The organism is Pseudomonas sp. SP16.1 (genome assembly GCF_052682975.1).
Map to the genome: position 1 here is coordinate 4,871,047 of NZ_JBQYFZ010000001.1, position 25,451 is coordinate 4,896,497.

28 protein-coding genes are annotated in these 25,451 nt (G+C 67.3%); 13 read left to right on the forward strand and 15 right to left on the reverse strand.

Features of this window, described 5'->3' with window-relative positions:
• Positions 1–9: 9 nt before the first annotated feature.
• The 3 genes from rsmD to ACUTAF_RS23005 are packed head-to-tail and all read right to left on the reverse strand — an operon-like array spanning position 10 to position 3,423.
• On the reverse strand, positions 10–615 hold the full coding sequence (gene rsmD, locus ACUTAF_RS22995; protein ID WP_445582136.1) for a 16S rRNA (guanine(966)-N(2))-methyltransferase RsmD: 606 nt from the start codon (positions 613–615) through the stop codon (positions 10–12).
• Complete coding sequence (locus ACUTAF_RS23000; RefSeq protein ID WP_445582137.1) at positions 615–2,075, reverse strand: M16 family metallopeptidase; 1,461 nt, start codon at positions 2,073–2,075, stop codon at positions 615–617. Before ACUTAF_RS23000 ends, rsmD begins: the two co-directional genes overlap by 1 nt.
• Complete coding sequence (locus ACUTAF_RS23005) at positions 2,065–3,423, reverse strand: M16 family metallopeptidase (protein ID WP_445582138.1); 1,359 nt, start codon at positions 3,421–3,423, stop codon at positions 2,065–2,067. Before ACUTAF_RS23005 ends, ACUTAF_RS23000 begins: the two co-directional genes overlap by 11 nt.
• A 140-nt stretch (positions 3,424–3,563) precedes the next feature.
• Here ACUTAF_RS23005 and ftsY point away from each other — a divergent pair, with 140 nt between their 5' ends.
• The 5 genes from ftsY (at position 3,564) to ACUTAF_RS23030 (ending at position 8,340) form a co-directional block, all read left to right on the forward strand.
• Positions 3,564–5,015 (forward strand): signal recognition particle-docking protein FtsY, encoded by a 1,452-nt coding sequence (gene ftsY, locus ACUTAF_RS23010; protein WP_445582139.1) that lies wholly within the window; start codon positions 3,564–3,566, stop codon positions 5,013–5,015.
• Positions 5,012–5,680 (forward strand): cell division ATP-binding protein FtsE, encoded by a 669-nt coding sequence (ftsE, locus tag ACUTAF_RS23015; RefSeq protein ID WP_021444353.1) that lies wholly within the window; start codon positions 5,012–5,014, stop codon positions 5,678–5,680. The genes ftsY and ftsE overlap by 4 nt, the downstream gene beginning before the upstream one ends.
• A complete protein-coding gene (gene ftsX / locus ACUTAF_RS23020) occupies positions 5,680–6,699 on the forward strand; it encodes a permease-like cell division protein FtsX (RefSeq protein WP_445582140.1) in 1,020 nt (339 codons plus the stop codon). Before ftsE ends, ftsX begins: the two co-directional genes overlap by 1 nt.
• A 111-nt stretch (positions 6,700–6,810) precedes the next feature.
• Positions 6,811–7,665: an RNA polymerase sigma factor RpoH gene (gene rpoH, locus ACUTAF_RS23025; RefSeq protein ID WP_445582141.1), complete on the forward strand. Its 855-nt coding sequence runs from the start codon at positions 6,811–6,813 to the stop codon at positions 7,663–7,665.
• A gap of 63 nt (positions 7,666–7,728) precedes the next feature.
• Complete coding sequence (locus ACUTAF_RS23030; protein WP_445582142.1) at positions 7,729–8,340, forward strand: hypothetical protein; 612 nt, start codon at positions 7,729–7,731, stop codon at positions 8,338–8,340.
• A gap of 67 nt (positions 8,341–8,407) precedes the next feature.
• On the opposite strand, the gene mtgA is transcribed toward ACUTAF_RS23030, so the two are convergent.
• Positions 8,408–9,136: a monofunctional biosynthetic peptidoglycan transglycosylase gene (gene mtgA / locus ACUTAF_RS23035; RefSeq protein ID WP_445582143.1), complete on the reverse strand. Its 729-nt coding sequence runs from the start codon at positions 9,134–9,136 to the stop codon at positions 8,408–8,410.
• A 334-nt stretch (positions 9,137–9,470) separates the two neighbouring features.
• Here mtgA and ACUTAF_RS23040 point away from each other — a divergent pair, with 334 nt between their 5' ends.
• The 5 genes from ACUTAF_RS23040 to ACUTAF_RS23060 all read left to right on the forward strand — a co-directional run bounded on the left by ACUTAF_RS23040 (position 9,471) and on the right by ACUTAF_RS23060 (position 13,541).
• Complete coding sequence (locus ACUTAF_RS23040) at positions 9,471–9,842, forward strand: DUF423 domain-containing protein (RefSeq protein ID WP_445582144.1); 372 nt, start codon at positions 9,471–9,473, stop codon at positions 9,840–9,842.
• 175 nt (positions 9,843–10,017) lie between these two features.
• Positions 10,018–10,218: a sulfur carrier protein ThiS gene (gene thiS / locus ACUTAF_RS23045; RefSeq protein ID WP_445582145.1), complete on the forward strand. Its 201-nt coding sequence runs from the start codon at positions 10,018–10,020 to the stop codon at positions 10,216–10,218.
• Positions 10,219–10,295: 77 nt separating this feature from the next.
• A complete protein-coding gene (locus ACUTAF_RS23050; protein ID WP_445582146.1) occupies positions 10,296–11,090 on the forward strand; it encodes a thiazole synthase in 795 nt (264 codons plus the stop codon).
• A 251-nt stretch (positions 11,091–11,341) separates the two neighbouring features.
• A complete protein-coding gene (gene trmB / locus ACUTAF_RS23055; protein WP_445582498.1) occupies positions 11,342–12,013 on the forward strand; it encodes a tRNA (guanosine(46)-N7)-methyltransferase TrmB in 672 nt (223 codons plus the stop codon).
• A 184-nt stretch (positions 12,014–12,197) separates the two neighbouring features.
• Complete coding sequence (locus tag ACUTAF_RS23060) at positions 12,198–13,541, forward strand: DUF1329 domain-containing protein (RefSeq protein ID WP_445582147.1); 1,344 nt, start codon at positions 12,198–12,200, stop codon at positions 13,539–13,541.
• Between the two features lie 51 nt (positions 13,542–13,592).
• On the opposite strand, the gene ACUTAF_RS23065 is transcribed toward ACUTAF_RS23060, so the two are convergent.
• From ACUTAF_RS23065 to ACUTAF_RS23115, 11 genes are all read right to left on the reverse strand, one after another.
• Positions 13,593–13,916 (reverse strand): DUF3392 domain-containing protein, encoded by a 324-nt coding sequence (locus ACUTAF_RS23065; RefSeq protein ID WP_021442006.1) that lies wholly within the window; start codon positions 13,914–13,916, stop codon positions 13,593–13,595.
• Between the two features lie 16 nt (positions 13,917–13,932).
• On the reverse strand, positions 13,933–15,093 hold the full coding sequence (gene hemW, locus ACUTAF_RS23070; RefSeq protein ID WP_445582148.1) for a radical SAM family heme chaperone HemW: 1,161 nt from the start codon (positions 15,091–15,093) through the stop codon (positions 13,933–13,935).
• The gene (gene rdgB, locus ACUTAF_RS23075) at positions 15,090–15,686 is read right to left on the reverse strand and encodes an RdgB/HAM1 family non-canonical purine NTP pyrophosphatase (protein WP_445582149.1); all 597 of its coding nucleotides are present in this window, start codon (positions 15,684–15,686) and stop codon (positions 15,090–15,092) included. The genes hemW and rdgB overlap by 4 nt, the downstream gene beginning before the upstream one ends.
• Entirely contained in the window at positions 15,683–16,099 is a 417-nt protein-coding gene (locus ACUTAF_RS23080) for a DUF4426 domain-containing protein (protein WP_445582150.1), read from the reverse strand. Before ACUTAF_RS23080 ends, rdgB begins: the two co-directional genes overlap by 4 nt.
• A 26-nt stretch (positions 16,100–16,125) precedes the next feature.
• Positions 16,126–16,722, reverse strand: coding sequence for a methionine biosynthesis protein MetW (metW, locus tag ACUTAF_RS23085; RefSeq protein WP_445582151.1), 597 nt, complete (start codon positions 16,720–16,722; stop codon positions 16,126–16,128).
• Positions 16,723–16,724: 2 nt separating this feature from the next.
• Positions 16,725–17,864 carry a homoserine O-succinyltransferase MetX gene (gene metX / locus ACUTAF_RS23090; protein ID WP_445582152.1) on the reverse strand — a complete coding sequence of 380 codons (1,140 nt, stop codon included), beginning with the start codon at positions 17,862–17,864 and terminating at the stop codon, positions 16,725–16,727.
• A 96-nt stretch (positions 17,865–17,960) separates the two neighbouring features.
• The gene (locus ACUTAF_RS23095) at positions 17,961–19,943 is read right to left on the reverse strand and encodes a dynamin family protein (RefSeq protein WP_445582153.1); all 1,983 of its coding nucleotides are present in this window, start codon (positions 19,941–19,943) and stop codon (positions 17,961–17,963) included.
• Between the two features lie 214 nt (positions 19,944–20,157).
• On the reverse strand, positions 20,158–20,448 hold the full coding sequence (locus ACUTAF_RS23100) for a DUF167 domain-containing protein (RefSeq protein ID WP_445582154.1): 291 nt from the start codon (positions 20,446–20,448) through the stop codon (positions 20,158–20,160).
• Between the two features lies 1 nt (position 20,449).
• The gene (locus ACUTAF_RS23105; RefSeq protein ID WP_445582155.1) at positions 20,450–21,043 is read right to left on the reverse strand and encodes a YggT family protein; all 594 of its coding nucleotides are present in this window, start codon (positions 21,041–21,043) and stop codon (positions 20,450–20,452) included.
• A gap of 9 nt (positions 21,044–21,052) precedes the next feature.
• Positions 21,053–21,871, reverse strand: a complete 819-nt coding sequence (gene proC, locus ACUTAF_RS23110) for a pyrroline-5-carboxylate reductase (RefSeq protein WP_445582156.1) — start codon at positions 21,869–21,871, stop codon at positions 21,053–21,055.
• Positions 21,872–21,883: 12 nt separating this feature from the next.
• Complete coding sequence (locus ACUTAF_RS23115; protein WP_445582157.1) at positions 21,884–22,579, reverse strand: YggS family pyridoxal phosphate-dependent enzyme; 696 nt, start codon at positions 22,577–22,579, stop codon at positions 21,884–21,886.
• Positions 22,580–22,653: 74 nt separating this feature from the next.
• On the opposite strand from ACUTAF_RS23115, the gene pilT reads away from it, so the two are divergent.
• The 3 genes from pilT (at position 22,654) to ACUTAF_RS23130 (ending at position 25,438) form a co-directional block, all read left to right on the forward strand.
• On the forward strand, positions 22,654–23,688 hold the full coding sequence (gene pilT, locus ACUTAF_RS23120; protein WP_445582158.1) for a type IV pilus twitching motility protein PilT: 1,035 nt from the start codon (positions 22,654–22,656) through the stop codon (positions 23,686–23,688).
• 97 nt (positions 23,689–23,785) lie between these two features.
• Positions 23,786–24,931, forward strand: a complete 1,146-nt coding sequence (locus tag ACUTAF_RS23125; RefSeq protein ID WP_445582159.1) for a PilT/PilU family type 4a pilus ATPase — start codon at positions 23,786–23,788, stop codon at positions 24,929–24,931.
• A 108-nt stretch (positions 24,932–25,039) separates the two neighbouring features.
• Positions 25,040–25,438 carry a TM2 domain-containing protein gene (locus ACUTAF_RS23130; protein WP_445582160.1) on the forward strand — a complete coding sequence of 133 codons (399 nt, stop codon included), beginning with the start codon at positions 25,040–25,042 and terminating at the stop codon, positions 25,436–25,438.
• Positions 25,439–25,451 lie beyond the last annotated feature (13 nt).

Sequence of the window (25,451 nt, forward strand, 5' to 3'; positions counted from 1 at the left end):
TTCGGCAGGTCACTGTGCACTGCGCTGCCACAGCGCGTAATGCACCTGGCCGGTGTGCTTCTCGCGGTGCAGGCGCCAGTTGCCGGGCAGGCCGAGGGTCGAGGGCGCGCTCTCGCTTTCGGTATAGACCCAGGCATCGTCGGCCAGCCAGCCCTGGCTTTCCAGCAGGCCGCAGGCGCTCTGCAGCAGATCCTGATGGAACGGTGGATCGAGCAGGACGATATCGAAGCGGCGCGGCGCCGGGCGCGCCAGCAACTGCAGGGCGTCGCCCTGTTGTACCTCGCCGGCCGTGCATTGCAGCGTCGCCAGATGGCCGCGCAGCGCGGCGACCGAGGCCGGGTTGAGGTCGCAGGCCAGGCCGCTGGCGGCGCCGCGCGACAGCGCCTCGAGCAGCAGCGCGCCGCTGCCGGCGAAGGGGTCGAGCACATGGGCGCCCTCGACATAAGGCGCCAGCCAGTTGAACAGGGTCTCACGCACCCGGTCCGGGGTGGGGCGCAGGCCCGGGCCGTCGGGGAAGGCGAAGCGCCGCGAGCGCCACTGGCCACCGATGATGCGCAGCTGGCCCTGGCCGCCATGGGGTTTGGCGGCGGGCTTGGGCGGCGTGCGGCCGCGCATCAGTGCGGCACCGCGCTGGGCTGCTCGGCCGGCTTGTCGCTGGGCGGCGGCAGTTCCTGCTGCTCCACGCTCGGACCGGCCGTCACCACCACCAGGGCTTCGGGGTCGAGATGCTTGGCCATGGCTGCATGCACCTGTTCCGTCGTCAGGGCCTGGACGTCGCGCATAAAGTCGTCCAGATAGCTCAGCGGCAGGTCGTAGAAACCCATCGACGCCAGTTGGCCGACGATATCGGCGTTGCTCGCGGTCGACAGCGGGAAGCTGCCGGCCAGCTCGCGCTTGGCGTTGTCCAGTTCGTCCTGGGTCGGGCCGTCACGCAGGTAGGCGGCGAGCAGCTGCTTGACCAGTGCGAGAGTGCCTTCGCTGAGCTCGGCGCGGGTCTGCAGGTTGATGGTGAACGGGCCGCGCGCCTGCATGGCGCTGAAGCCGGAGTAGACACCGTAGGTCAGCCCGCGTTTCTCGCGCACCTCGCTCATCAGGCGGGTGCCGAAGCCGCCGCCGCCGAAGATCTGGTTGCCCAGGTAGAGCGCGGCGTAGTCCGGGTCGCGGCGGTCGATGCCGAGCTGGGCGAGCATCAGATGGGTCTGGTTGGACGGGAACTCGATATGGCTCGGGCCGGGCGCAGGCGGCTGCGGCTGGGCGATGCGCGGCAGCGCCGGACCCTGTGGCAGGGCGGCGGAGACTTGCGCGGCGATGGCCTCGGCCTGCTCGCGCGACAGGTCGCCGACCAGGGCGATCACCGCATTGCCGGCGGCATAGGCGCGGGCGTGGAAGGCCACCAGCTGCTCGCGCCCGATCGCCGGGATGGACTCGGCGTTGCCGTCGCTCGGGTGGGCGTAGGGGTGTTCGCCGTACAGGCGCTGGAACAGTTCCAGGCTGGCCAGCTTGCCGGGGTTCTGCTTCTGGTATTCGAAGCCGGCCAGCAGCTGGTTCTTGATCCGCGCCAGGGCATCTTCGGGGAAGGTGGGTTGGCCGAGCACCTCGGCGAACAGCGCCAGCGCCGGCTCGCGTTGCTCTTTCGCGCTCAGGCTGCGCAGGCTGGCCACCGCCATGTCGCGGTAGGCGCCGTTGCCGAACTCGGCGCCGAGGCCCTCGAAGCCGGCGGCGATGGCGCCGACATCCTTGCCCGGCACGCCTTCGTTGAGCATGGCATTGGTCAGGGTGGCCAGGCCGGGCACGCCGTCGTCCTGGCTGCTGCCGGCGGCGAAGGTCAGGCGCAGGTCGAACATCGGCAGCTCGCGCGCCGGGACGAACAGCACCTTGGCGCCTTGCGCGGTGTGCCAGGTCTGGATATCCAGGCTGCGCCGGCTCGGCGCCTGGCCGTTCAATTCGGCGAGCGACTGCAGCTTGGCGCCGGGTTCGCTCGCTGCGGGGCCGGGCAGCGTGCTGCAGGCGGTCAGCGCCAGAGCGCTGGACAGCGCCAGGCCGAGCAGGCCGAAACGCAGGTGCTCAGTCTTCATGGCGGGATTCCTCGGGCAGTACATGGGCGACGCTCAGGCGGTCGCGGACGAAGAAGGTGCGGGCCGCCTGCTGGATGTCCGCAGGGGTGACGGCTTCCAGCTCGGCCAGCTCCTGGTCGATCAATTGCCAGGACAGGCCGACGGTTTCCAGCTGGCCGATGCTGGTGGCCTGGCTGGTGATGGAGTCACGCTCGTAGACCAGCCCGGCGATCACCTGGGCGCGCACCCGGGCCAGTTCCTCGGCGGACGGCGGGGTCTGCTTCAGCTTCTCCAGTTCACGCCACAGGCCGGCCTCGGCCTGCTCCAGGGTCTTGCCCTTGTGCACGTTGGGCGTGGCGCTGAGGACGAACAGGCTGTCGCCGCGGGTGAAGGCGTTGTACCAGGCGCTGGCGCCGGAGACCAGTTCCTCGCCACGCTCCAGGCGGTTGGGCAGCCGCGCACTGTAACCGCCGTCGAGCAGGGCCGCGACCAGCCGTAGGGCGTGTGCCTGGCGCGGCGTCTCGGCGGTGGCCAGGCCGGGCACGTTGAAGCCCATCAGCAGGCTCGGCAGTTGGGTCTTCAGATACAGGGTGGTGCGCCGCTCGCCGGCGGCCGGCAGCTCCAGCGGCAGCTTGGCCTCGGGCACCTCGCGGCGCTCGATGGCGCCGAAATAACGCTCGGCCAGCGCCTTCACCTCGGCCGGAGCGACGTCGCCGACCACCACCAGGGTGGCATTGTTCGGCGCGTACCAGTACTCGTACCAGGCACGCAGCTCGTCGATCCGCATGCGCTCGAGGTCGGCCATCCAGCCAATGGTGGGGATGGCGTAGCCGCTGGCCGGGTAGGCCATGGCCTTGAAGCGCTCGAAAGCCAGCGAGGAGGGGCGGTCGTCGGTGCGCAGGCGGCGCTCTTCCTTGATTACCTCTATCTCGCGGGCGAATTCGTCCGCCGGCAACCGCAGGCTGGCCAGGCGGTCGGCCTCCAGCTCCAGGGCCACGCCCAGGCGGTCGCGCGCCAGCACCTGGTAGTAGGCGGTGTAGTCGTCGCTGGTGAAGGCGTTCTCCTCGGCGCCCAGTTCGCGCAGGATGCGCGAGGCCTCGCCGGGGCCGAGCTTGCGGCTGCCCTTGAACATCATGTGCTCGAGGGCGTGGGACAGACCGGTGGAGCCGGGCGTCTCGTAGCTGGAGCCAACCTTGTACCAGAGCTGGCTGACCACCACCGGGGCGCGGTGATCCTCGCGGACGATGACCTTGAGGCCGTTGTCCAGGCTGAATTCGTGGGTCGGTTGCGGAGCGGCGGCGAGGGCTGTCAGCGGAACGCAGAGCACACTGAGCAGCAGGCCGATCGAGCGGCGGGCAATGGCATTCATCGAGAGTCTGACCTGTCGGATGGCCTGGGCGGTCGTACCGCCGGCGGGCGAAGAGGTGCTAGGATACCCCATCCTTTTCCGGGGCGGCGCAGCCGGGCGTTTCAGGCTGTAAGACCGCCCCCTTGAGATGCAAGCGACCCATGTTTGGTTCCAACGACGACAAGAAGTCGCCGGCCGCGGCCGGCGCGCAGAACCCGCCTGTGACCGAAGAAAAGAAATCCCTGTTCGGCTGGCTGCGCAAGAAGCCGGCCGAGCCCGCCGCGCCTGCCGCCGACGCGCAGGCGAGCGAGGCGCAGGCGGTTTCGCCGCCGAGCATCGAGTCGCTCGCCATCGAATCGCAGGTTCCCGCGTTGCCTGCGGCCGAGCCCGCGCCGCTGCCGGTCGCCGAAGCGGCGCCGCAAGCGCCGGCCGAACCGGTGCCTGTCGAAACTGCGCCCAGCCTGCCTGCGCAGCCCGCCGCCATCGACGAAGCGGCGGCCGACGCAGCCCCTGCGCCGCGCGCCGACGACAAGCCCGGGTTCTTCTCGCGCCTGCTAGGCGGCGACAACGCCGCCGTGCCGCCGACTGCCGAGCCGCCTCGCCCCCCTGAAGCCGTGGTCGCGCCTGTTGCCCCGGTCGACGAAGCGCCCGTCGCCGCCGTACTGCCGGCCACCCAGGACAAGCCCAGCTTCTTCGCCCGCCTCAAGCAGGGCCTGTCCAAGACCAGCGCCAGCCTCGGCGAGGGCATGGCCAGTCTGTTCCTCGGCAGGAAGGCCATCGACGACGACCTGCTCGACGAGCTGGAAACCCGCCTGCTCACCGCCGACGTCGGCGTCGAGGCCACCACCGCGATCATCGGCAACCTGACCCGCCGCGTGGCGCGCAAGGAGCTGGCCGACAGCGGCGCGCTGTACAAGGCGCTGCAGGAAGAACTGGTCGGCCTGCTCAAGCCGGTCGAGCAACCGCTGGTGATCGACGCCGCCAAGCAGCCCTACGTGATCCTCGTGGTCGGGGTGAACGGTGTGGGCAAGACCACCACCATCGGCAAGCTGGCCAAGAAGCTGCAACTCGAAGGCAAGAAGGTCATGCTCGCCGCCGGCGACACCTTCCGCGCCGCCGCCGTGGAGCAGCTGCAGGTCTGGGGCGAGCGCAACCAGATCGCGGTGATCGCCCAGCACACCGGCGCCGACTCGGCCTCGGTGATCTTCGATGCGGTGCAGGCCGCCAAGTCGCGCGGCATCGACGTGCTGATCGCCGACACCGCCGGGCGCCTGCACACCAAGGACAACCTGATGGAAGAGCTGAGGAAGGTCCGTCGGGTGATCGGCAAGCTGGACGACACGGCGCCGCACGAGGTGCTGCTGGTGCTCGACGCCGGCACCGGGCAGAACGCCATCAACCAGGCCAAGCAGTTCGACCAGACGGTGAGCCTCACCGGCCTGGCGCTGACCAAGCTGGACGGCACCGCCAAGGGCGGGGTGATCTTCGCCCTGGCCAAGCAGTTCGGCCTGCCGATCCGCTACATCGGCGTCGGCGAGGGCATCGACGACCTGCGCCCGTTCCAGGCGCAGGCCTTCATCCAGGCACTTTTCGAGGAGCGCGAGCAGGGATGATCCGATTCGAGCAGGTCGCCAAGCGTTATGCCAATGGCCATGTCGGGCTGCACGAGCTGAGTTTCCGCGTTCGCCCCGGCGAATTTCTCTTCGTCACCGGGCATTCCGGCGCCGGCAAGAGCACCTTGCTGCGCCTGCTGCTGGCGATGGAGCGGCCGACCAGCGGCAAGCTGATGCTGGCCGGGCATGACCTCTCCACCATCACCAATGCGCAGATTCCCTTCCTGCGTCGGCAGATCGGCGTGGTGTTCCAGAATCACCAGCTGCTGTTCGACCGCACCGTGTACGACAACGTCGCCCTGCCGCTGCAGATCCTCGGTCTGGCCAAGCCGGAGATCGCCAAGCGGGTCGGCGCCGCGCTGGAGCGGGTCAGCCTCAGCGACAAGGCGGCGCAGGCGCCGGGCGATCTGTCCACCGGCCAGCAGCAGCGCGTCGGCATCGCCCGCGCCATCGTCCATCGCCCGGCCCTGCTGCTGGCGGACGAGCCCACCGGCAACCTCGACCCGCGCCTGGCCGCGGAGATCATGGGCGTGTTCGAGGACATCAACCGCCTCGGCACCACCGTGCTGATCGCCAGTCACGACCTGGCGCTGATCGCCCGCATGCGTCACCGCATGCTCACCCTGCAACGCGGTCGCCTGATCGGCGACGGGGAGGCCGCCTGATGAGCGCGTCGAAGATGCCGCCACCGCAGCCGGCCGAACGGGTCGGCGCCGCGCCGCGCAACAAGGTCAGCGACCAGTTGCCGGAAGACGGTCCGGACTTTCGCACCCTGCTGCATGCCTGGCTGGAAAGCCATCGCGCCAGCCTGGTCGACAGCCTGCGCCGGCTGGCCCGCCAGCCCATCGGCAGCTTCTTCACCTGTTTGGTGATGGCCGTGGCGTTGAGCCTGCCCATGGGCCTGGCGCTGCTGCTGGACAATGTCGAGAAACTCGGCGGTTCCTGGCAGCGCGCGGCGCAGATATCCCTGTTCCTCGACTTGTCCGCCGGCGAGCGTGAAGGCCAGACCCTGCGCGAACGGATCGCGGCGATGGACGATGTCGCCGAGGTCGAATGGATCAGTCGCGAACAGGCGCTGGAGGAGTTCCAGCAGCTCTCCGGTCTCGGCGAGGCGCTCAAGGAACTGCCGGAGAACCCGCTGCCGGGGGTGATCCTGGTGACCCCGGTGGAGGTCGACAAGGCCAAGCTGGAAGCCCTGCGCCAACGCCTGGCCGAGCTGCCGCAGGTGCAGCAGGCGCAGCTCGACCTGATCTGGGTCGAGCGTCTGACGGCGATCCTCAAGCTGGGCGACCGCTTCGTCTTCGGCCTCAGCCTGTTGCTGATCCTCGCCCTGCTGCTGGTGATCGGCAACACCATCCGCCTGCATATCGAGAATCGCCGCGCCGAGATCGAGGTGATCAAGCTGGTCGGCGGCACCGACGGCTACGTGCGCCGGCCTTTCCTCTACATGGGCGCCTTGTACGGCAGCGGCGCCGGGATATTCGCCTGGCTGTTGCTGGCCTTCGGGCTGGATTGGCTGAACGACGCAGTGATACGGTTGTCGGGTTTGTATGGCAGCGATTTCGCCCTCGGCGGCGTGCCGTCGTCCGATGGTCTGTCGCTGCTGCTCGGTGCCGTATTGTTGGGCTATATTGGCGCCTGGCTGGCCGTGGCGCGGCATCTCAACGAATTGGCGCCGCGGTGATAAACCATTGTTTTCGTTGATATCGACTATCTGTAACGGAACTTATCCACAGGGTCCGCGTCAGATGGCGCAGTGCTACACTGCGCGAGTTTCGTGAATCGGAGGATTCGAATGTCCACTTCCTTGCAACCTGTTCATGCTCTGGTTCCAGGCGCCAACCTGGAGGCTTACGTGCATGCGGTCAACAGCATCCCGCTGCTGACGCCGGAGCAGGAGCGTGAACTGGCCGAGAGTCTCTACTACCAGCAGGATCTCGAGGCCGCCCGGCAGATGGTGCTGGCCCACCTGCGTTTCGTCGTGCATATCGCCCGCAGCTACGCCGGCTACGGCCTGGCCCAGGCCGACCTGATCCAGGAAGGCAACGTCGGCCTGATGAAGGCGGTCAAGCGCTTCAACCCGGAAATGGGCGTGCGCCTGGTGTCCTTCGCCGTGCACTGGATCCGCGCCGAGATCCACGAGTTCATCCTGAAGAACTGGCGCATCGTCAAGGTGGCCACCACCAAGGCGCAACGCAAGCTGTTCTTCAACCTGCGCAGCCAGAAGAAGCGTCTGGCCTGGCTGAACAACGACGAAGTCGAAGCCATGGCCGAGAGCCTGGGCGTCGAGCCGCATGAAGTGCGCGAGATGGAAAGCCGGCTGACCGGTCAGGACATGGCCTTCGACCCGGCGGCCGACGCCGACGACGACAGCGCCTTCCAGTCACCGGCGCACTATCTGGAAGACCATCGCTACGACCCGGCCCGCCAGCTGGAGGACGCCGACTGGAGCGACAGCTCCAGCAGCAACCTGCACGAAGCGCTGGAAAGCCTGGACGAGCGCAGCCGCGACATCCTCTACCAGCGCTGGCTGGCCGAGGAGAAGGCGACCCTGCACGACCTGGCCGCCAAGTACAACGTCTCCGCCGAGCGCATTCGTCAGCTCGAGAAGAACGCCATGAACAAGCTCAAGGGCTCCATTGCCGCCTGAGCCCGCGCTCATAGGAAAAGCCGCACCCGGGTGCGGCTTTTTTCTGCCCGGAGAAAACACCCGATGACCAGAGCCCCCCTGAAAATGCAGCACTGGCTGCTGTTCGGCGCAGTCGCCGCGCTTTTCTTCGCCTGGGGCGCCTGGCTGATGCGCAGTGGCGAGGTGACGCCGGTGGCCGATCTGCCGCGGTGGCGCGACGTCCTGCTGCAGCCCCTGGCGGATGATCGTCTGGCGCTGCGCCAGGTGCAGGCGCTGGCGCCTGGCGAGCTTTGGTTGCAACCGCGCCTGGATGGCGCGCGGGTGCTGCACCGGGCGGAGCTGGCGGGGGCCGAGGGCAGCTGGGCGCTGGAGGCCGAGCTGGCACTGAGCGAGGCCCAGGGCGACAGCCTGCTGGCCGCCCAGGGCTTGCGCGCCGGCGATGCCGAACGAGCGCTCGGGCAAACGCTGACGGGGCAAATGGCGGATTTCGCTGTGCGCAGCCTGAGCCTGAAGCCGCCGCCCGGCCTGGCCGCCGAACGCCTGGCGGCGAGCCTGGGGCAGCCGCGCCTGACCCTGGAGCTGGCCGAGGGCCAGGCCTGGGTCTATCCGCAATGGGGGCTGACGGTGCATCTGCGCGGCGACAAGGTCGAGTTGCTGCACGCCGTTCCCGGGCGGGAGTTTGCGCCGCGCCCGTAGGGTGTCGCCGGGCCACCTAGGCCATGCGCACCGATGCTCTATGCAACGGTCGCCAGCATGCGAAGCGCTACAACCATTTCGGCCACCAGTGCGGGTGCCCCGGCTCGAGTCGGTCGAGGTAGTGGCCGCCGCCCAGCTGGATGGACTGCTGGCGAATCCAGGCGGCACGACGGGCCACGTAACGGTCGGGGCGGGCGGCGCTCCAGCGCAGCGGGTTGGGTAGCACGGCCGCCAGCTGACTGGCCTGCTGGCGATCCAGGTAGGGCGCGCCGACGCCAAAATGGTGCTGCGCCGCCGCCTCGGCGCCGAACACGCCGTCGCCCCATTCGACGCTGTTGAGGTAGACCTCGAGGATCCGCTCCTTGGACCAGAGCAGTTCGAGCAGTGCGGTGAACCAGGCTTCCAACCCCTTGCGCAGCCAGCTGCGACCGGACCAGAGAAACAGGTTCTTCGCCACCTGCTGGCTGAGGGTGCTGGCGCCGCGCAGCGAGCCGCCGCTCTGGTTGTGGGCGAAGGCGGCCCGGATGGCGTCGAGATCGAAGCCCCAGTGCTCGGCGAACTTCTGATCCTCGGCGGCGATCACCGCCATCTTCAGATGGTCCGGCAGTTCGTTCCAGGGCCGCCACCGGCGTTTCAGCTCCAGCGGTTGCCCCACGTGCCAGGACTCGATCTTGCGTTCGACCATCAGCGCCGTGCCGGGCGGCGGTAGCCAGCGCAGGGCGAGCACCAGCAGCGCGCTGGCCAGCATCAGCCAGAGCACGAGTTTGAGCAGGCGGCGGATGAGGAAGCGGAGCATGGGCGGCTGGCGATGACGGATGGGAGGGGCATTAAAGCAAAAAACTTCCGGGAGAAGTTTTTGACGTCGCTTGCGACGGCCCAGCGGGTGGCCGCCAAGGATGGCAGGCCACAAAAAACTGCAAGGCTGGCGTGCTGGCTGCAGGGAATGGGGCGGTGTTGCGGTTATGCGCGATTATGCCGCCCAGGATCGCGAATACGACTGCATGGGGGGAGAAGCAGGGCACCCGAGCCGAAATTCGCTCCTGCCGGGTCTGGTGTGACAACGCCGCGCATTTCCCCCGCGGCGGCAAGGGGTACACTGCGCGGCATCGCCGCTCATGCATGGAGGTTCCATGGCTCGTCTCTGGTTGCTGCTATCCGCCTTCGCCGGCTTTACCGGCGTCGCCCTCGGCGCCTTCGCTGCCCATGGCCTGAAGGCACGCCTGAGCCCCGAGCATCTGGCGGTGTTCCAGACCGGCAGCCACTACCAGCTGATCCATGCCCTGGCCCTGCTCGGTGTCGGCCTGCTCGCGCTGCACGCGCCGGGGCGCCTGGTCAACCTGGCTGGCGGTGCCTTCGCCCTGGGCATCCTGCTGTTCTCCGGCAGCCTCTACCTGTTGGCCCTGAGTGGCGTCGGCAAGCTCGGCATCGTAACCCCCTTCGGTGGCGTCGCCTTCCTGGCCGGCTGGCTGTGCCTGGGGCTGGCGGCCTGGAAACTGGCGTAGCCGCCGTCATGCCGGCCAGGTGAGTCGCTGCCATGTCCAGCGGTGCGCACGGCGCACCCTAGGACAGACCTGACCCGGGCGTCAGATTTGAGGACGAATGGCGCCTTTTAGCCTTGGTCGCGGCTGGCGATCGGGCTAGAATGCCGGCCCTTTCCCCAGTTTTGACCGAGCCGTCATGCGCATTCAGTTGAATGGTGAACCCTTCGAGCTGCCCGACAACCAGAGCGTCGCGGACCTGCTGGCCCGGCTCGACCTGGCCGGACGGAGGGTGGCGGTCGAACTCAACCTGGACATAGTTCCACGCAGCCAGCACGACAGCACCCGGCTCGCCGAGGGCGACCACGTGGAAGTGGTGCACGCCATCGGCGGCGGCTAGTTCGTCCTGCGTTTCCGCTTGCCGGCGTGCCGCCGTACGCCGCTTTCCCGCCAGCCCCGCAATCGAGGAGTCAGCCCATGAGTGACGTTCGCAGCGACAAGCCCTTTACCCTGGCCGGTCGGACCTACCAGTCGCGCCTGCTGGTCGGCACCGGCAAGTACAAGGACATGGACGAAACCCGCGACGCCATCGCCGCGTCCGGCGCCGAGATCGTTACCGTGGCGGTGCGCCGAACCAACATCGGCCAGAACCCGGGTGAGCCGAACCTGCTCGACGTGATCAGCCCCGACAGGTACACCATCCTGCCGAACACCGCCGGCTGCTTTGATGCCGCCGACGCCGTGCGTACCTGCCGTCTGGCCCGTGAGCTGCTCGACGGCCACAAGCTGGTCAAGCTGGAAGTGCTGGCCGACCAGAAGACCCTGTTCCCCAACGTGATCGAGACCCTCAAGGCCGCCGAGATCCTGGTCAAGGACGGTTTCGACGTGATGGTCTACACCAGCGACGACCCGATCATCGCCCGCCAGCTGGCAGAGATGGGCTGCGTCGCGGTGATGCCGCTGGCCGGCCTGATCGGCTCGGGCCTGGGCATCTGCAACCCGTACAACCTGCGCATCATCCTCGAAGAGGCCAAGGTGCCGGTGCTGGTCGATGCCGGGGTGGGTACCGCCTCCGACGCCACCATCGCCATGGAGCTGGGCTGCGACGCGGTGCTGATGAACAGCGCCATCGCCCATGCGCAGGATCCGATTCTCATGGCGCGCGCCATGCAGCACGCGGTCGAAGCCGGCCGACTGGCCTACCTGGCCGGACGCATGCCGAAGAAACTCTATGCCAGCGCCTCGTCGCCGCTGGATGGTCTGATCAAGTAAGGATGACGATTGGCTGCGCGTCGGCCCTGCTGCGTTAAAAACAGGCTCGGAAAGCCGCTTGCGGCTAACGCACTTTAGTGCGGCCCCGAAGGGGCGAGCGAAGCGAGTAATGCTCATTTACAACTCGTAAACTCCGCTTCCTCGCCTGTTTTTGCCTTGCATGGCTCTAGCTCGCGAAATCGTAAAGCAATCTATAAGAGCCCCGCATGACTGACACACAACAGCCCGAACAAACCGAAGACGGTCGCCGGCTGCGCACCATCAAGAGCTTCGTGATGCGCGCCGGGCGCATGACCGAGGGCCAGCAGCGCGGCCTGGACAAGGGCTGGCCGCTGTTCGGCCTGGAGCTGGAAGACGGCCCGCGCGACTTCGATCAGGTGTTCGGTCGCAGCGCGCCGCGCACCTTCGAGATCGGCTTCGGCATGGGCCATTCCACCCTGGAGATGGCCGCTGCCGCGCCCGAGCAGGATTTCATTGGCGTCGAGGTGCATAAGCCCGGCGTCGGCGCCCTGCTCAACGGCGTGATGGCGCAGAACCTGAGCAACGTCCGGGTGTACAGCTGCGACGCGCTGGAGGTGCTGCGTGACTGCGTGGCCGATGCCAGCCTGGACCGCGTGTTGCTGTTCTTCCCCGATCCCTGGCACAAGGCCCGGCACCACAAGCGGCGCATCGTCCAGCCGGCCTTCGCCGAGCTGGTGCGCAGCAAGCTGAAGATCGGCGGCGTGCTGCACATGGCCACCGACTGGCAGAACTACGCGGAGCATATGCTCGAGGTGATGAGCGCCGCGCCGGGCTATCGCAACCTGTCGCCCGACGGCACCTACGTGCCGCGTCCCGAGGAGCGCCCGGTGACCAAGTTCGAACGCCGCGGCGAACGCCTCGGGCATGGCGTGTGGGATCTGAAGTTCCAGCGCCAGGATTGAAGGTCGAGCCGGTGCCCGGTGCACCTGGAGCGAGATAAGGCAGAACCGGCAGGACGCATGACTAGATCGGGACCACCCGACGGCCAGGACGGCACCTCACCGCAAAGCACAACAACGATAAGCGCGGCCGCAGGCTGCGCGGATAACAGCGGCGCCTTTGCCGTGACGCCGTGAGGAGAGCATTGTGTTGAGATCGGTTTCCATCCTGCTGCTGAGCGCCCTGGCCCTGCAGGCCCAGGCCAAGGTCGATGCCCACCAGGCCGCGCGCCTGGACCAGGACCTGACGCCGCTGGGCGGCGAGCGCGCCGGCAACGCCGCCGGCACCATCCCCGCCTGGAGCGGTGGCCTGGCCACGCCACCGGCCAACTACCAGCCGGGCATGCACCACCCCGACCCCTACGCCGCCGACGCCATGCTGTACCGGGTCGATAGTCAGAACCTGGCGCAGCACGAGCAACGGCTACCACTGGGGCTCAAGACGCTGCTGCAGCAGAACCCCGGCTACCATCTGCGGGTATTCCCGAGCCGCCGCAGCGCCGCCGCGCCGCAGCGCATCTACGACGCCACCCGCGCCAACGCGCTCAACGCCGAGCTGATCTCCGGCGGTAACGGCGTGCAGGGTGCCGCCGCCGGCGTGCCCTTCCCGCTGCCGCAGAACGGCCAGGAAGCGATCTGGAACCACATCATGCGCTACCGCGGCGAGCAGATTGGCATGACCACCAACCAGGCGGCGGTGCTCAGCAACGGCGGCTACAACCTGCTCAAGCTCGAGCGCGACATCTACTTCGTCTACGGTCGCGACGGCGTGGCGCCGCAGGATCTGGACAACACCCTGTTCCACTACAAGTACCGGGTGGTGGCGCCGGCCAAGCTGGCCGGCTCGGCCCTGGTGGTGCAGGAGACCCTCGATCAGGTGCTGGCGATCCGCAAGGCCTGGCGCTTCAACCGCGGCGAGCGGCGTGTGCGGCGCCTGCCGATGCTGGCCTACGATAGCCTGCAGCCGGACACCAACGGCATGGCCACCGCCGACCAGGTGGACGCCTACAACGGCGCGCCGGACCGCTACGAGTGGCAGCTGCTGGGCAAGCGCGAGATGCTGGTGCCCTACAACAGCTACGCCGTGCACCAGAAGGGCATCGCCTACGGCGAGATCCTCCAGGCCAAGCACGTCAATCCCGAGCTGCTGCGCTACGAGCTGCACCGCGTCTGGGTGGTGGAGGCGCAGCTGCGCACCGGTTTCAGCCATCCCTACGCCAAGCGCCGTTTCTACCTGGACGAGGACAGCTGGCAGATCCTCGCCGTCGACCTGTACGACAAGCACGGCGAGCTGATCGGCCTGCAGGAAGCCCACCCGATCAGTTACTACGAGGTGCCGATGTTCGGCTCGACCCTGGAGACCATCTACGACTTCAAGGGCAGCCGCTACTTCGTCGACGGCCTGGACAACAACGAGAAGATGTACGACTTCGACGCCAAGCTGAGCCCGCGCGACTTCACCCCGCAGGCACTGCGCCGCGAGGGCAACTGAGGCTGGCAGAACCGAAAAAGCCGCCCGCCGGGCGGCTTTTTCATGTGCCGGTCAGTTGCGGTCGGCCAGTATGCCGATCACCACGAAGATCAGGATCAGCACCGGCGCCAGAGTGAAGTTGTTGAAGTGCGCCAGGCCCTTGGCCAGCCAGGGGGTGAGGAAGACGATGGCCAGTCCGTAGCCGACCGCGCAGAACACCACGAACAGCAGGGTGCGCAGGACGAAGTTGAGGTTGCCGATGGTGCGCTGGACCCAGGCGTTGATGGCCGGGCCGAACAGCACCAGCAGGGTGGCCATGATGGCCAGGGAGATGTCGCCGAGGTGGCTGCGGCTCCAGCGCGAGAGGGTGACGATCAGGTCGAGTACGAGATCCATCCGGGGTCCTTAGCCATCAGGGCAAGAAGTGTTGCAGCAAATCGTTGAGAAACAGCTGGCCCTCGGCGGTGGCGCATAGCCGCTCGGGCTCGGCGCGTAGCAGCTTGCGTGCTTCGGCCTCGCGGCGTGCGCTGTCCAGGCTGGCCAGGGGCAGGCCGGTGCGCTCAGTGAACAGGCTCGTCGGCACGCCGTCGGTGAGGCGCAGCACGTTCATGAGAAATTCGAACGGCAGTTCGTCGGCGCCGAGCACGCGCTCGCCGGCCTGGAAGGCCTTGGCCGCATCCAGATAGTCCTTGGGCAGGCGGGTCTTCCAGGTGCGTACGATACGCCCGTGCGGGTCGCTGAGCTTGGCGTGGGCGCCGGCGCCGATGCCGAGAAAGTCGCCGAAGGTCCAGTAGTTGAGGTTGTGCCGTGCCTGCTTGTCCGCCCGGGCGTAGGCGGACACTTCGTACTGCGCGTAGCCTTCGGCGGCGAGCAGGGCCTGGCCGGCCTCCTGGATGTCCCACAGCAGGTCGTCCTCGGGCAGCACCGGTGGCTGGTTCCAGAACACCGTATTGGGCTCCATGGTCAGCTGGTACCAGGACAGGTGGGTCGGCGCCTGGGCGATGGCGGTGCGCAGATCGAACAGGGCGTCCTCGAGGTTCTGCTGCGGCAGGCCGTGCATCAGGTCGAGATTGAAGTTGTCGAAGCCGGCGGCGCGCGCCATGTCGGCGGCGCGGATCGCTTCACTGCCGTCGTGGATGCGCCCCAGGGCCTTGAGCTTGGCCTCCTGGAAGCTCTGCACGCCGATCGACAGGCGATTGATCCCGAGCGCCCGGTAGCCCTTGAACTTGGCCTGCTCGAAGGTGCCGGGGTTGGCCTCCAGGGTGATCTCGATGTCTCCGGCGAACGCCACGCGGCGCTCGACGCCTTCCAGCAGGCGGCCGAGGGCGCGGGCGGAGAACAGGCTGGGGGTGCCGCCGCCGAAGAAGATCGAAGTCAGCGGTCGGCCATGCACGTGGTGCAGGTCGGCATCCAGGTCGGCCAGCAGCGCGTCGACATATTCCTCTTCCGGCAGGCTAGGCCCGGCGGCGTGGGAGTTGAAATCGCAGTAGGGGCATTTGCGCACGCACCAGGGAATATGGATATAGAGCGCCAGGGGCGGGAGTCGGAAGCCCCCACCGAGGGTGTCGCTCATGCCAGCCCCAGCCGCTGCTTGAGCAGCGCCATGGCGCGGGCGCGGTGGCTGATGCGGTTCTTCTCCGCCGCCGGCAGTTCGGCGGCCGAACGCTGGCATTCCTCGACCCAGAACAGCGGGTCGTAGCCGAAGCCGTGCTCGCCGCGGGCGGCGTGCAGGATGCGGCCACGCCACAAGCCCTCGCAGAGGATCGGCAGCGGGTCGTCGGCGTGGCGCACCAGGGCCAGGGCGCAGACGAACTGGGCGCCGCGTTCGGCGTCCGGCACGTCCTTGAGCGCCTCCAGCAGCTTGGCGTTGTTCGCCGCATCGCCCTGGCCGTCTGCGTAGCGCGCCGAGTAGATGCCGGGGGCGCCGCCGAGGCAATCCACCGCCAGACCGGAGTCGTCGGCCAGCGCCGGCAGGCCGGAGATACGCGCGGCGTTGCGCGCCTTGAGGATGGCGTTCTCGACGAACGACAGGCCGGTCTCTTCCGGCTCGACGCTGGAGAATTCGCCGATCGAGCGCACGCGCACGGCGTCGCCGAGCATGGCCTGCAGTTCCTTGAGTTTGCCGGCGTTGTGGCTGGCCAGCAGCAGTTCTGTGAAAGGCATCATTGGTCCGGGAACATTTCCTGGTTGAAGCTGAAACTGTGCGGGGTGTCGCCCTGCCGCACGTCGAGGGTGAAGCTCAGCACCTCGCGCTCGGCGAAGGGAAACTGCGCCAGATAGTAGATGGCGTCGCCCTCGCTGACCTGCTTGAAGCTCAGCGGCGTGACCTGGCCGAGCAGGTTCTTCACCTGGCCGCCGACTTGCGCGGTACTGGCCTTGCCGGCCTTGAGCACGGCGACGTTGACCACGCCCAGGATCTTGCTGCGGGTCAGCCCGGTGGCGGCGGCGATGTCCGGCTGCAGGAAACTGGAGTTGAACACGCTGTAGTGCACGTCGAGGTCGCCGAAGCTCTGCTTGCGTTCGGCGGCGGCCGGCAGGGCCAGGCACAGGGCGATCAGGAAGGGAATGATGCGGCTCATGGCGATTCTCCTTGGCAGGTGGCGGCTCAGTTCGCACCGCTGATGCGATAGATACCGATCTCACCCAATAGATTAGGCCAGACACGGCTGGCCCAGCCGTGGCGATGGTCGCGATCGACCGCCAGGCGCTCCTCGACCCGAGCGCCCTGGGCGTGGCACAGGCGCTCGAAATCCTCGAAGGTGCAGAAGTGGATGTTCGGCGTGTTGTACCAGGTGTAGGGCAGAAAATCCGACACTGGCATGCGGCCCTTGGTGGTCAGGTACCAGCGGCAGCGCCAGTGGCCGAAGTTGGGGAAGGTGATGATGCAGGTCTTGCCGACGCGCAGCATCTCCGCCAGCACCTTGTCCGGATAGTGCAGCGCCTGCAGCGACTGGGTCATGACCACCACGTCGAAGCTGTCGCTGGCGAAATTGCCCAGGCCCTGGTCGAGGTTCTGCTCGATCACGTTGACCCCGCGCTCGATGCACAGGGCGATCTTGTCCGGGTCTATTTCCAGGCCGTAGCCGGCAACCTGCTTGTTGTCGCGCAGCCAGGCCAGCAACTCGCCGTCACCGCAGCCCAGGTCGAGCACGCGGCTGCCCGGGGCGATCCATTCCTGGATGATGTCCAGATCCGCTCGCATGCTCACACCTCGATCCGCTTCATGTAGCTGCCGAATGCCTGCAGGTAGCGCGGGATCGGCATGAGAAAGGCGTCATGCCCCTGCGGCGCGTCGATCTCCAGGTAGCAGACGTTCTTCTTGGCGGCCAATAGCGCATCGACTATCTCCCGCGAGCGGGCCGGGGAGAAGCGCCAGTCGGTGGTGAAGGACATCACGCAGAAATCGGCCTGGGCCGCGGCCAGGGTCTTGGCCAGGTCGCCGTCATGGGCGGCGGCCGGGTCGAAGTAGTCCAGCGCCTTGGTCATCAGCAGGTAGGTGTTGGCGTCGAAGCGTCCGGAGAACTCCTCGCCCTGGTAGCGCAGGTAGCTCTCGACCTGGAACTCGACGCTGTGGAAGTCGTAGTTGAGCTTCTCGCTCTTCAGGCCGCGGCCGAATTTCTCGCCCATGGCGTCGTCGGACAGGTAGGTGATGTGGCCGACCATGCGCGCCAGCATCAGGCCGCGCTTGGGCACCACGCCCTGTTCGATGAAATGGCCGCCATGGAACTCCGGATCGGTGAGGATGGCCTGGCGCGCCACTTCGTTGAAGGCGATGTTCTGCGCCGACAGCTTGGGCGCCGAGGCGATCGCCAGGCAGTGGCGCACGCGCTCGGGATAGCTGATGCTCCACTGCAGTGCCTGCATGCCGCCGAGGCTGCCGCCGATCACCGCGGCCCAGCGCTCGATGCCCAGGCGGTCGGCCAGGCGCGCCTGGCTGTGCACCCAGTCTTCCACTGTCATCACCGGGAAGTCGGCGCCGTAGGGCTTGCCGGTGGCCGGGTTGGCGCTGCCCGGGCCGGTGGAGCCGTTGCAGCCACCGAGGTTGTTGAGGCTGACGACGAAGAACTTGCGCGTGTCGATCGGCTTGCCGGGGCCGATGCAGCTGTCCCACCAGCCGGGCTTGCGGTCGTCCGGGCTGTGGTAGCCGGCGGCGTGGTGGTGGCCGGACAGGGCGTGACAGATCAGCACCGCGTTGCTGCGCGCGGCGTTCAGTTCGCCGTAGGTTTCGACGACCAGTTCGTACTCGGCCAGGCTGCGTCCGCAGGCCAGCGCCAGCGGCTCGCTGAAGCGCTGCACCTGGGGGCTGACCAGGCCGACGGAGTCTTCGGGAAAGGCAGTGGGCATGGAGGCGCTGCTATCGAATCGGAGGAGGGCGCCAGTCTAAAGAGCACCGCCCCCAGCGGCAAGCGAGCCGGCGCCCGGCCTGGCAACCGTTCGCGGCTATTCGCCGCCGGCCTGGGCGCCTATCGCCGAGGGCAGGCTGACCACCTTGCCCTGGCGCTGCACTGGCGCTGGGCGGCGCAGGATGCGCAGCATGTCGGCGGCCTGGGCCAGCTGCTGTTCCAGCTCTTCCTTATAGTGCGCCAGTTGCTGGCTGCGCCTGCGCGTCTGCTGGGTTTCCTGGGCCAGCGCCTTCAGGCGCAGCATGTGGCTTTCCAGCATCTGCTTGTGTTCCAGGCTGTGCTGCAGCAGCGGCATCAGGGCATCGACCGCCCACTGCTCGGCGTCCCGGCGCAGGCGCTGGTGCAGGCCGACCACCTCGCGGGCGAGGGTGGCGAAGAAGCGCCGGGTCAGGCTGCGCTGCTCGGTGAGCAGGGTTTTCACGTGCAGGCGGAACTGGTCGCCCTTGATCTGCAGCTTCTTCAGCTCGCGCAGGTAACGCTGGATCTGGAACTGCGGCGCGTCGACGCCGTTCAGCGGGTTCTCTTCGTTGTGCCGGCGGTAGATGGCGGCGACCATCCGGTTGGCCGTCTCGGCCTCGTGCTGCAGGCCGTGCATGTCGTGCTCCACGGCGCGGAAGAAGTGCAGGATGGCCTGGTTGATGCCCAGGGTCGTCCAGCTGCCGGTGAGGTTGCGCCGCACCCGGCTCAGGTGTTCGTCCAGCCGCTCGGCGCGAGCGGCCTGGCGCAGCAGCTGGCCCTGGCGCTGGAGCAGGCGCTGGTTGGTCTTCAGGCCGAGCAGGCGCTTGTGGTGCAGGCTGTGGTCTTCTTTGGTCCTGGCGGTCAGTTCGAACAGCAGCTGGCCGTTGTCCTGCTGATGGTTGGCGAGCAGGGCGAGCTGTTCGCCGACCTTCTCCAGGCGCAGGCCCAGCACGTGCTGGCTGTTGTTGAGCAGGGCCAGCACCTGGCGCACCACGCGGTCTTCGATCAGGCGTTCCTTCTGCCCGACGATGCGTTCGCAGAGCAGGGTCTCGAGGTCGGCCATCTGGCTGCGCGCCAGCAGCGCTTCGTCCTTGCGCACCTTGGCCAGCAGCGCCTGCTTGGCCGACAGCGGCAGCACCTCGTCCGTGGCGATGCCCAGGTGGCGGGCGGTGGTGGCCTGGATCCGGGCGATGGCGTTCTGCACGAAGGCCTCGCCGGCCAGGTCGTCCCACAGCACGTCGATCTTGTTGAGCACGGCGAACAGGCAGGTCTGGGTGTCTTCGTCGAGCTGGCGGATATGCTGCTGCCAGATGCTCAGGTCGCTGGCGGTGACGCCGGTGTCGGTGGCCAGCAGGAAGACGATCGCCTGGGCGCTGGGCAGCATCGACAGGGTCAGTTCCGGCTCGCTGCCGAGGGCGTTCAGCCCCGGGGTGTCGAGAATGCGCAGGCCCTGGCGCAGCAGCGGGTGGTCGAAGTTGACCATGGCGTGGCGCCAGGCCGGCACCAGCACCTGGCCGCGCTTGCCGGTGCCTTCGAGCATGTCCGGGTGGAAGCCGAGCTGGATCGCCTGCTCCACCGGCATCGGCTTGGTCTTGGCCACCTGGGCGAAGGCCAGGGCCATGTTGGCCGGGTCGCTGGTGTCCAGCGGGATGTTCACCCAGTGCCGGGGAATGCGCTTGAACTGGGCGACGCTGGCCGAGGCGGTGCGCGTCTCGATCGGCAGCAGGCGGATGTAGGAGCGTTCCGAGCGCGGGTCGAAGAACAGCTCGGTGGGGCACATGGTGGTGCGCCCGGCCTGCGACGGCAGCATGCGCTGGCCGTATTCGGAGAAGAACAGGCTGTTGATCAGCTCGGTCTTGCCGCGCGAGAACTCGCCGACGAAGGCCAGGGTGATATGGTCGGTGCGCAGCAGCCTGAGCGCGCGCTCGAGCCTGGCCTGCAGCGTCTCGCTGTTGAGCCGGTTGTGCTCCAGCCAACTGCGGTAGCGGGTGATCTCGCGCATCAGCTCGCGCTTCCAGGCGACGTAGGCATCGACCTGCTGGCTGAGACGTTCCATGCTCATCCCGACTCTCCTCTGCGCAAGGTACAGGGCCCTGCTTGTTGGGGGCGTGGGTGCCCGTTCACCGTTTCGCGTGGGGATGCCGTGAGGACGCGCGGCGCCGCGAGAATGTATCGCATTATGCGAGCGCGGCGCCGAGCGTCAATCGGCCCGCGTCACAGTCCCGCCTTATGGTCGGGTAGCGGGCGCGAGCGGTCGCGGCAAGCGGGTCGCCCGCTCAAGGGCGTTGCAGCCCCGGCAACGCCGGCAGGCATTGCGGGGTACGGATGCGCAGGCGTTTCTGCCGGTTCAGCTCGCCGCTTTCCAGGCTCACCTGGCTCTTCGCCACGCCGAAGGCCTTGGCCAGGAAGGCCTGCAGCTGGGCGTTGGCCTTGCCTTCGATGGGCGGCGCGGTCAGGCGGATCTTCAGCCGCTCGCCATGCAGCCCGGCGAACTCGTCCTTGCTCGCCTTGGGCTGCAGATGGCAGTCGAGGATCAGGTCGTCGCCGTCCCAGCGGTAGTAGCTCATCTCACAGGAAGGGGCTGAGCATTGGCGGCAGGCCGGTCATGACGGCCAGGTTGCCGATGACGAAACGGTCGATCAGGTTGATCGCGATAAAGGCGAAGATCGGCGAGATATCCAGGCCGCCGAGGTTCGGCAGCAGCTTGCGGAACGGCGTCAGCAGCGGTTCGCAGATCTGGTTGACCAGTTGCGCGCCGGGGTTGTAGCTGCCGGGCGCGACCCAGGAGAGGATCACGCTGACGATCAGGGCGAAGAAGAACACCTTGAGGAACAGCGAGGTCACGCCGATCACCGACCACACCAGCAGCTGCAGGATGAAGCCGCCGACGTTGTAGCCCATCAGTGTCAGGGTGACGATCATCAGCAGCAGCTGGACCAGGATGGCCAGCACCAGCGAGGCCAGATCCAACCCGGCGACGCCGGGAATCACCCGGCGCAGCGGGGTCAGCAGCGGCTGGGTGGCCTTGACGATGAACTGGCTGAGCGGGTTGTAGAAGTCGGCGCGCACCAGTTGCAGGATGAAGCGCAGCAGCACGATCAGCAGGTACAGGCTGCCGAGGGTCTGGATGATGTAGATGAGGGCTTCGATGAATCCGGACATGCAAACTCCTTATTGACCCAGTTGTTCGGCCAGCTCGGCCGAACGGTTGGCGGCGGCATTCAGTGCCTGTTGCACCAGTGCCTCGAAACCGCCGGCCTGGAACGTCTTGATCGCCGCTTCGGTGGTGCCGTTCGGCGAGGTGACGCGGCGACGCAGTTCGGCGGCATCCACCTCGCTCTCGTTGGCCATGCGCGCGGCGCCGAGGGCGGTGTGAATGCTCAGGCGCGCGGCGGTCTCACGCGGCAGGCCGAGCCGCTCGCCGGCGGCGGTCATCGCCTCGATCAGCAGGAAGAAATAGGCCGGGCCGCTGCCGGAGACGGCGGTCACCGCGTCGAGCTGCGCCTCGTCGTCCAGCCACAGGGCCAGGCCCACCGCGCTCAGCAGCTGTTCGGCCTGGGCCTTCTGCGCGGCGCTGACCCGGGCGTTGGCGTACAGCCCGGAGACGCCCTGGCGCAGCAGCGCCGGAGTATTGGGCATGCAGCGCACTATCGGCCGCTGGCCCAGCCAGCGCTCCAGGCTGGCGCAGCCGATGCCGGCGGCGATGGAGACGATCACCTGGCCGGGCTGTAGGTGCGGCGCCAGCGCCAGGCACACCGCCTTCATCACCTGCGGCTTGACCGCCAGGACGATCAGCTCGGCGCCTTCGATCGCCTCGGCATTGTCTTCGAACAGGGCGAAGCCGTGTTCGGCGTGCAGGCGCTGGCGTTGCTCGGCGTTCGGCTCGCTGGCGCGGATGGAGCTGGCGGCGATGCCCTGCGCGCGCAGGCCGCCGATCAGGCTGGCGGCCATGTTGCCGGCGCCGACGAAGGCGATGATCGGGTTGCTCATGCGGTGGCTTCCTTATAAGTGGGCGGGTTGACCATAGTCGCGGGCGCCGAACAGCGCGGTGCCGATGCGCACCCAGGTGGCGCCCTCGGCGATGGCGGCCTCCAGGTCGTGACTCATGCCCATGGACAGGGTATCGAGATCCAGCGCCAGATCGTCGCGCAAGTGGCGCAGGCGGGCGAAGGCGAGATGCTGGGCGGCGATGTCGTCGGTGGGTTCGGGAATCGCCATCAGCCCGCGCAGGCGCAGGTTGGGCAGGGCGGCGACCGCCTTGGCCAGCGCCGGCAACTCCTCGGCGCTGCAGCCGGACTTGCTGTCCTCGGCGCTTACGTTGACCTGCAGGCAGATGTTGAGCGGCGGCAAGTGCGGCGGACGCTGGTCGGACAGGCGCTGGGCGATCTTCAGGCGGTCCACCGAATGCACCCAGGCGAAATGCTCGGCGATCGGGCGGGTCTTGTTGGACTGGATGGGGCCGATAAAGTGCCAGCAGAGGTCCAGCTCGGCCAGCTCGGCCTGCTTGTCCAGCGCCTCCTGCAGGTAGTTCTCGCCGAAGTCGCGCAGGCCGGCGGCATGCGCCTCGCGGATGGCTGCGGCGGGCTTGGTCTTGCTCACCGCGAGCAGGCCGATATCCCGCGGATTGCGCTGCGAGGCTTGCGCCGCCTCACGGATGCGCGCTCCGACCTTTGCAATATTCTCTGCTATCGTGGACATTACCTGCGCTCTACCAGCCCGGCCGTTCAAGGGTTCGCGGCATTCTACCTGCTTGCTTGTAATTGGGGAGTCCCATGGATATTACCGAGCTGCTTGCCTTCAGCGCCAAGCAAGGCGCGTCGGATTTGCACCTCTCGGCCGGCCTGCCACCGATGATCCGCGTCGACGGCGACGTGCGCCGCATCAACCTGCCTCCACTGGACCACAAGCAGGTGCATGCGCTGATCTACGACATCATGAACGACAAGCAGCGCAAGGACTTCGAAGAGTTCCTCGAGACCGACTTCTCCTTCGAGGTGCCGGGCGTGGCGCGCTTCCGGGTCAACGCCTTCAACCAGAACCGCGGCGCCGGTGCGGTGTTCCGGACCATTCCGTCCAAGGTGCTGACCATGGAGGAGCTTGGCATGGGCGAGGTGTTCCGCAAGATCACCGACGTGCCGCGCGGCCTGGTGCTGGTCACCGGCCCCACCGGCTCGGGCAAGTCGACCACCCTGGCGGCGATGCTCGACTACCTCAACAGCAACAAGTATCACCATATCCTCACCATCGAGGACCCCATCGAATTCGTCCACGAGTCGAAGAAGTGCCTGGTCAACCAGCGCGAGGTGCACCGCGACACCCACGGCTTCTCCGAAGCCCTGCGCTCGGCCCTGCGCGAGGACCCGGACATCATCCTGGTGGGCGAGATGCGTGACCTGGAGACCATCCGCCTGGCGCTGACCGCCGCGGAAACCGGTCACCTGGTGTTCGGCACCCTGCACACCACCAGCGCGGCGAAGACCATCGACCGGGTGGTCGACGTGTTCCCCGCCGAAGAAAAATCCATGGTCCGTTCGATGCTCTCCGAATCGCTGCAGGCAGTGATCTCGCAGACCCTGCTGAAGAAGATCGGCGGCGGCCGGGTGGCGGCCCACGAGATCATGATCGGTACCCCGGCGATCCGTAACCTGATCCGCGAGGACAAGGTGGCGCAGATGTATTCGGCGATCCAGACCGGCGGCTCGCTGGGCATGCAGACCCTCGACGCCTGTCTCAAGACCCTGGTCGCCAAGGGCCTGGTCAGCCGCGACAACGCGCGCGAGAAGGCCAAGAGCCCGGAAAGCTTCTAAACCCGGCGCAGCGACTGCACCGCACGCCAGCAGTCGCCGGGCTCCGCAGTGGGGCCGTCCGAGCCACAGGGCGTGTCGTTGATGAGCGAAACCGACGATGGAATTCGAAAAACTGTTGCGTCTGATGGTCGAAAAGGGCGGCTCCGACCTGTTCATCACTGCCGGCGTGCCGCCGTCGATGAAGGTCAACGGCAAGATCATGCCGGTGACCAAGAACCCCATGTCGCCGGAGCAGACCCGCGAAACCGTGCTCGGCGTGATGAACGAGGCGCAGCGCCGCGACTTCGCCGAGAACCACGAGTGCAACTTCGCCATCAGCGCCCGTGGCATCGGTCGCTTCCGCGTCAGCGCCTTCTACCAGCGCAACCTGGTGGGCATGGTGCTGCGCCGCATCGAGACCAACATCCCGACCATCGATGATCTCAAGCTGCCGGAGATCCTCAAGAAGCTGGCGCTGACCAAGCGCGGCCTGGTGCTGTTCGTCGGTGCCACCGGTACCGGTAAGTCCACCTCGTTGGCGGCGATGATCGGCTACCGCAACAAGAACAGCAGCGGCCACATCATCTCCATCGAAGACCCGATCGAATACATTCACCAGCACCAGAACTGCATCGTCACCCAACGCGAGGTGGGCATCGACACCGAGTCCTTCGAGGTGGCGCTGAAGAATACCCTGCGCCAGGCGCCGGACGTGATCCTGATCGGCGAGGTGCGCACCCGCGAGACCATGGACCACGCCGTGGCCTTCGCCGAAACCGGACACCTGTGCCTGGCCACCCTGCACGCCAACAACGCCAACCAGGCGCTGGACCGCATCATCAACTTCTTCCCGCCGGATCGGCACAACCAGGTGTGGATGGACCTGTCACTCAACCTCAAGGCCATCGTCGCCCAGCAACTGGTGCCGACCCCGGACGGCAAGGGCCGCCGCGCGGTGATCGAGGTGCTGATCAACACCCCGCTGGCCGCCGACCTGATCCGCAAGGGCGAGGTGCACGAGCTCAAGGGCCTGATGAAGCGTTCCACCGAGCAGGGCATGCAGACCTTCGACCAGGCGCTGTACAACCTCTACAGCCAGGGCGAGATCACCTATGAGGACGCGCTGCTCTACGCCGACTCGGCCAACGACCTGCGCCTGATGATCAAGCTCGGCTCGGAGACCGACGGCGATCACCTGACCAGCATGTCCCAGGGGCTGTCGCTGGAAGTCAGCGAAGAAGACCCGGGGCGGCGCTTCCGCTAAATCCCCGGCGGCCGGCTCGATGCCGGCCGTACCGCTTTCGCCGCGTCACAGGGACGCAACCCTGTCCGCCGTGGAGCGTCTGAAAAGTTCACCCACAAGGAGTTCGTCATGCAGCGACAGGACACCCACAGCAAGCTGATCGGCTACCTGCTGTGGATCTTCGGCTTCCTCGGTTCGCACCGTTTCTACTACGGCAAGCCGGTGACCGGCACCATCTGGTTCTTCACCCTCGGCCTGCTGTTCATCGGCTGGATCATCGACCTGTTCCTGATCCCGTCCATGGACCGTGAGGCGGACCTGCGCTTCACCGCCGGCGACGTCGACTACAACGTCGCCTGGATCCTGCTGACCTTCCTCGGCATCTTCGGCGTGCACCGCATGTACCAGGGCAAGTGGCTCACCGGGATCCTCTACCTGCTGACCGGCGGCCTGTTCCTGCTCGGCGTGCTCTACGACTTCTGGACGCTGAATACGCAGATTTCGCTCAAGAACGCGCAGCGCGGGTGAGCGTACCCGCACC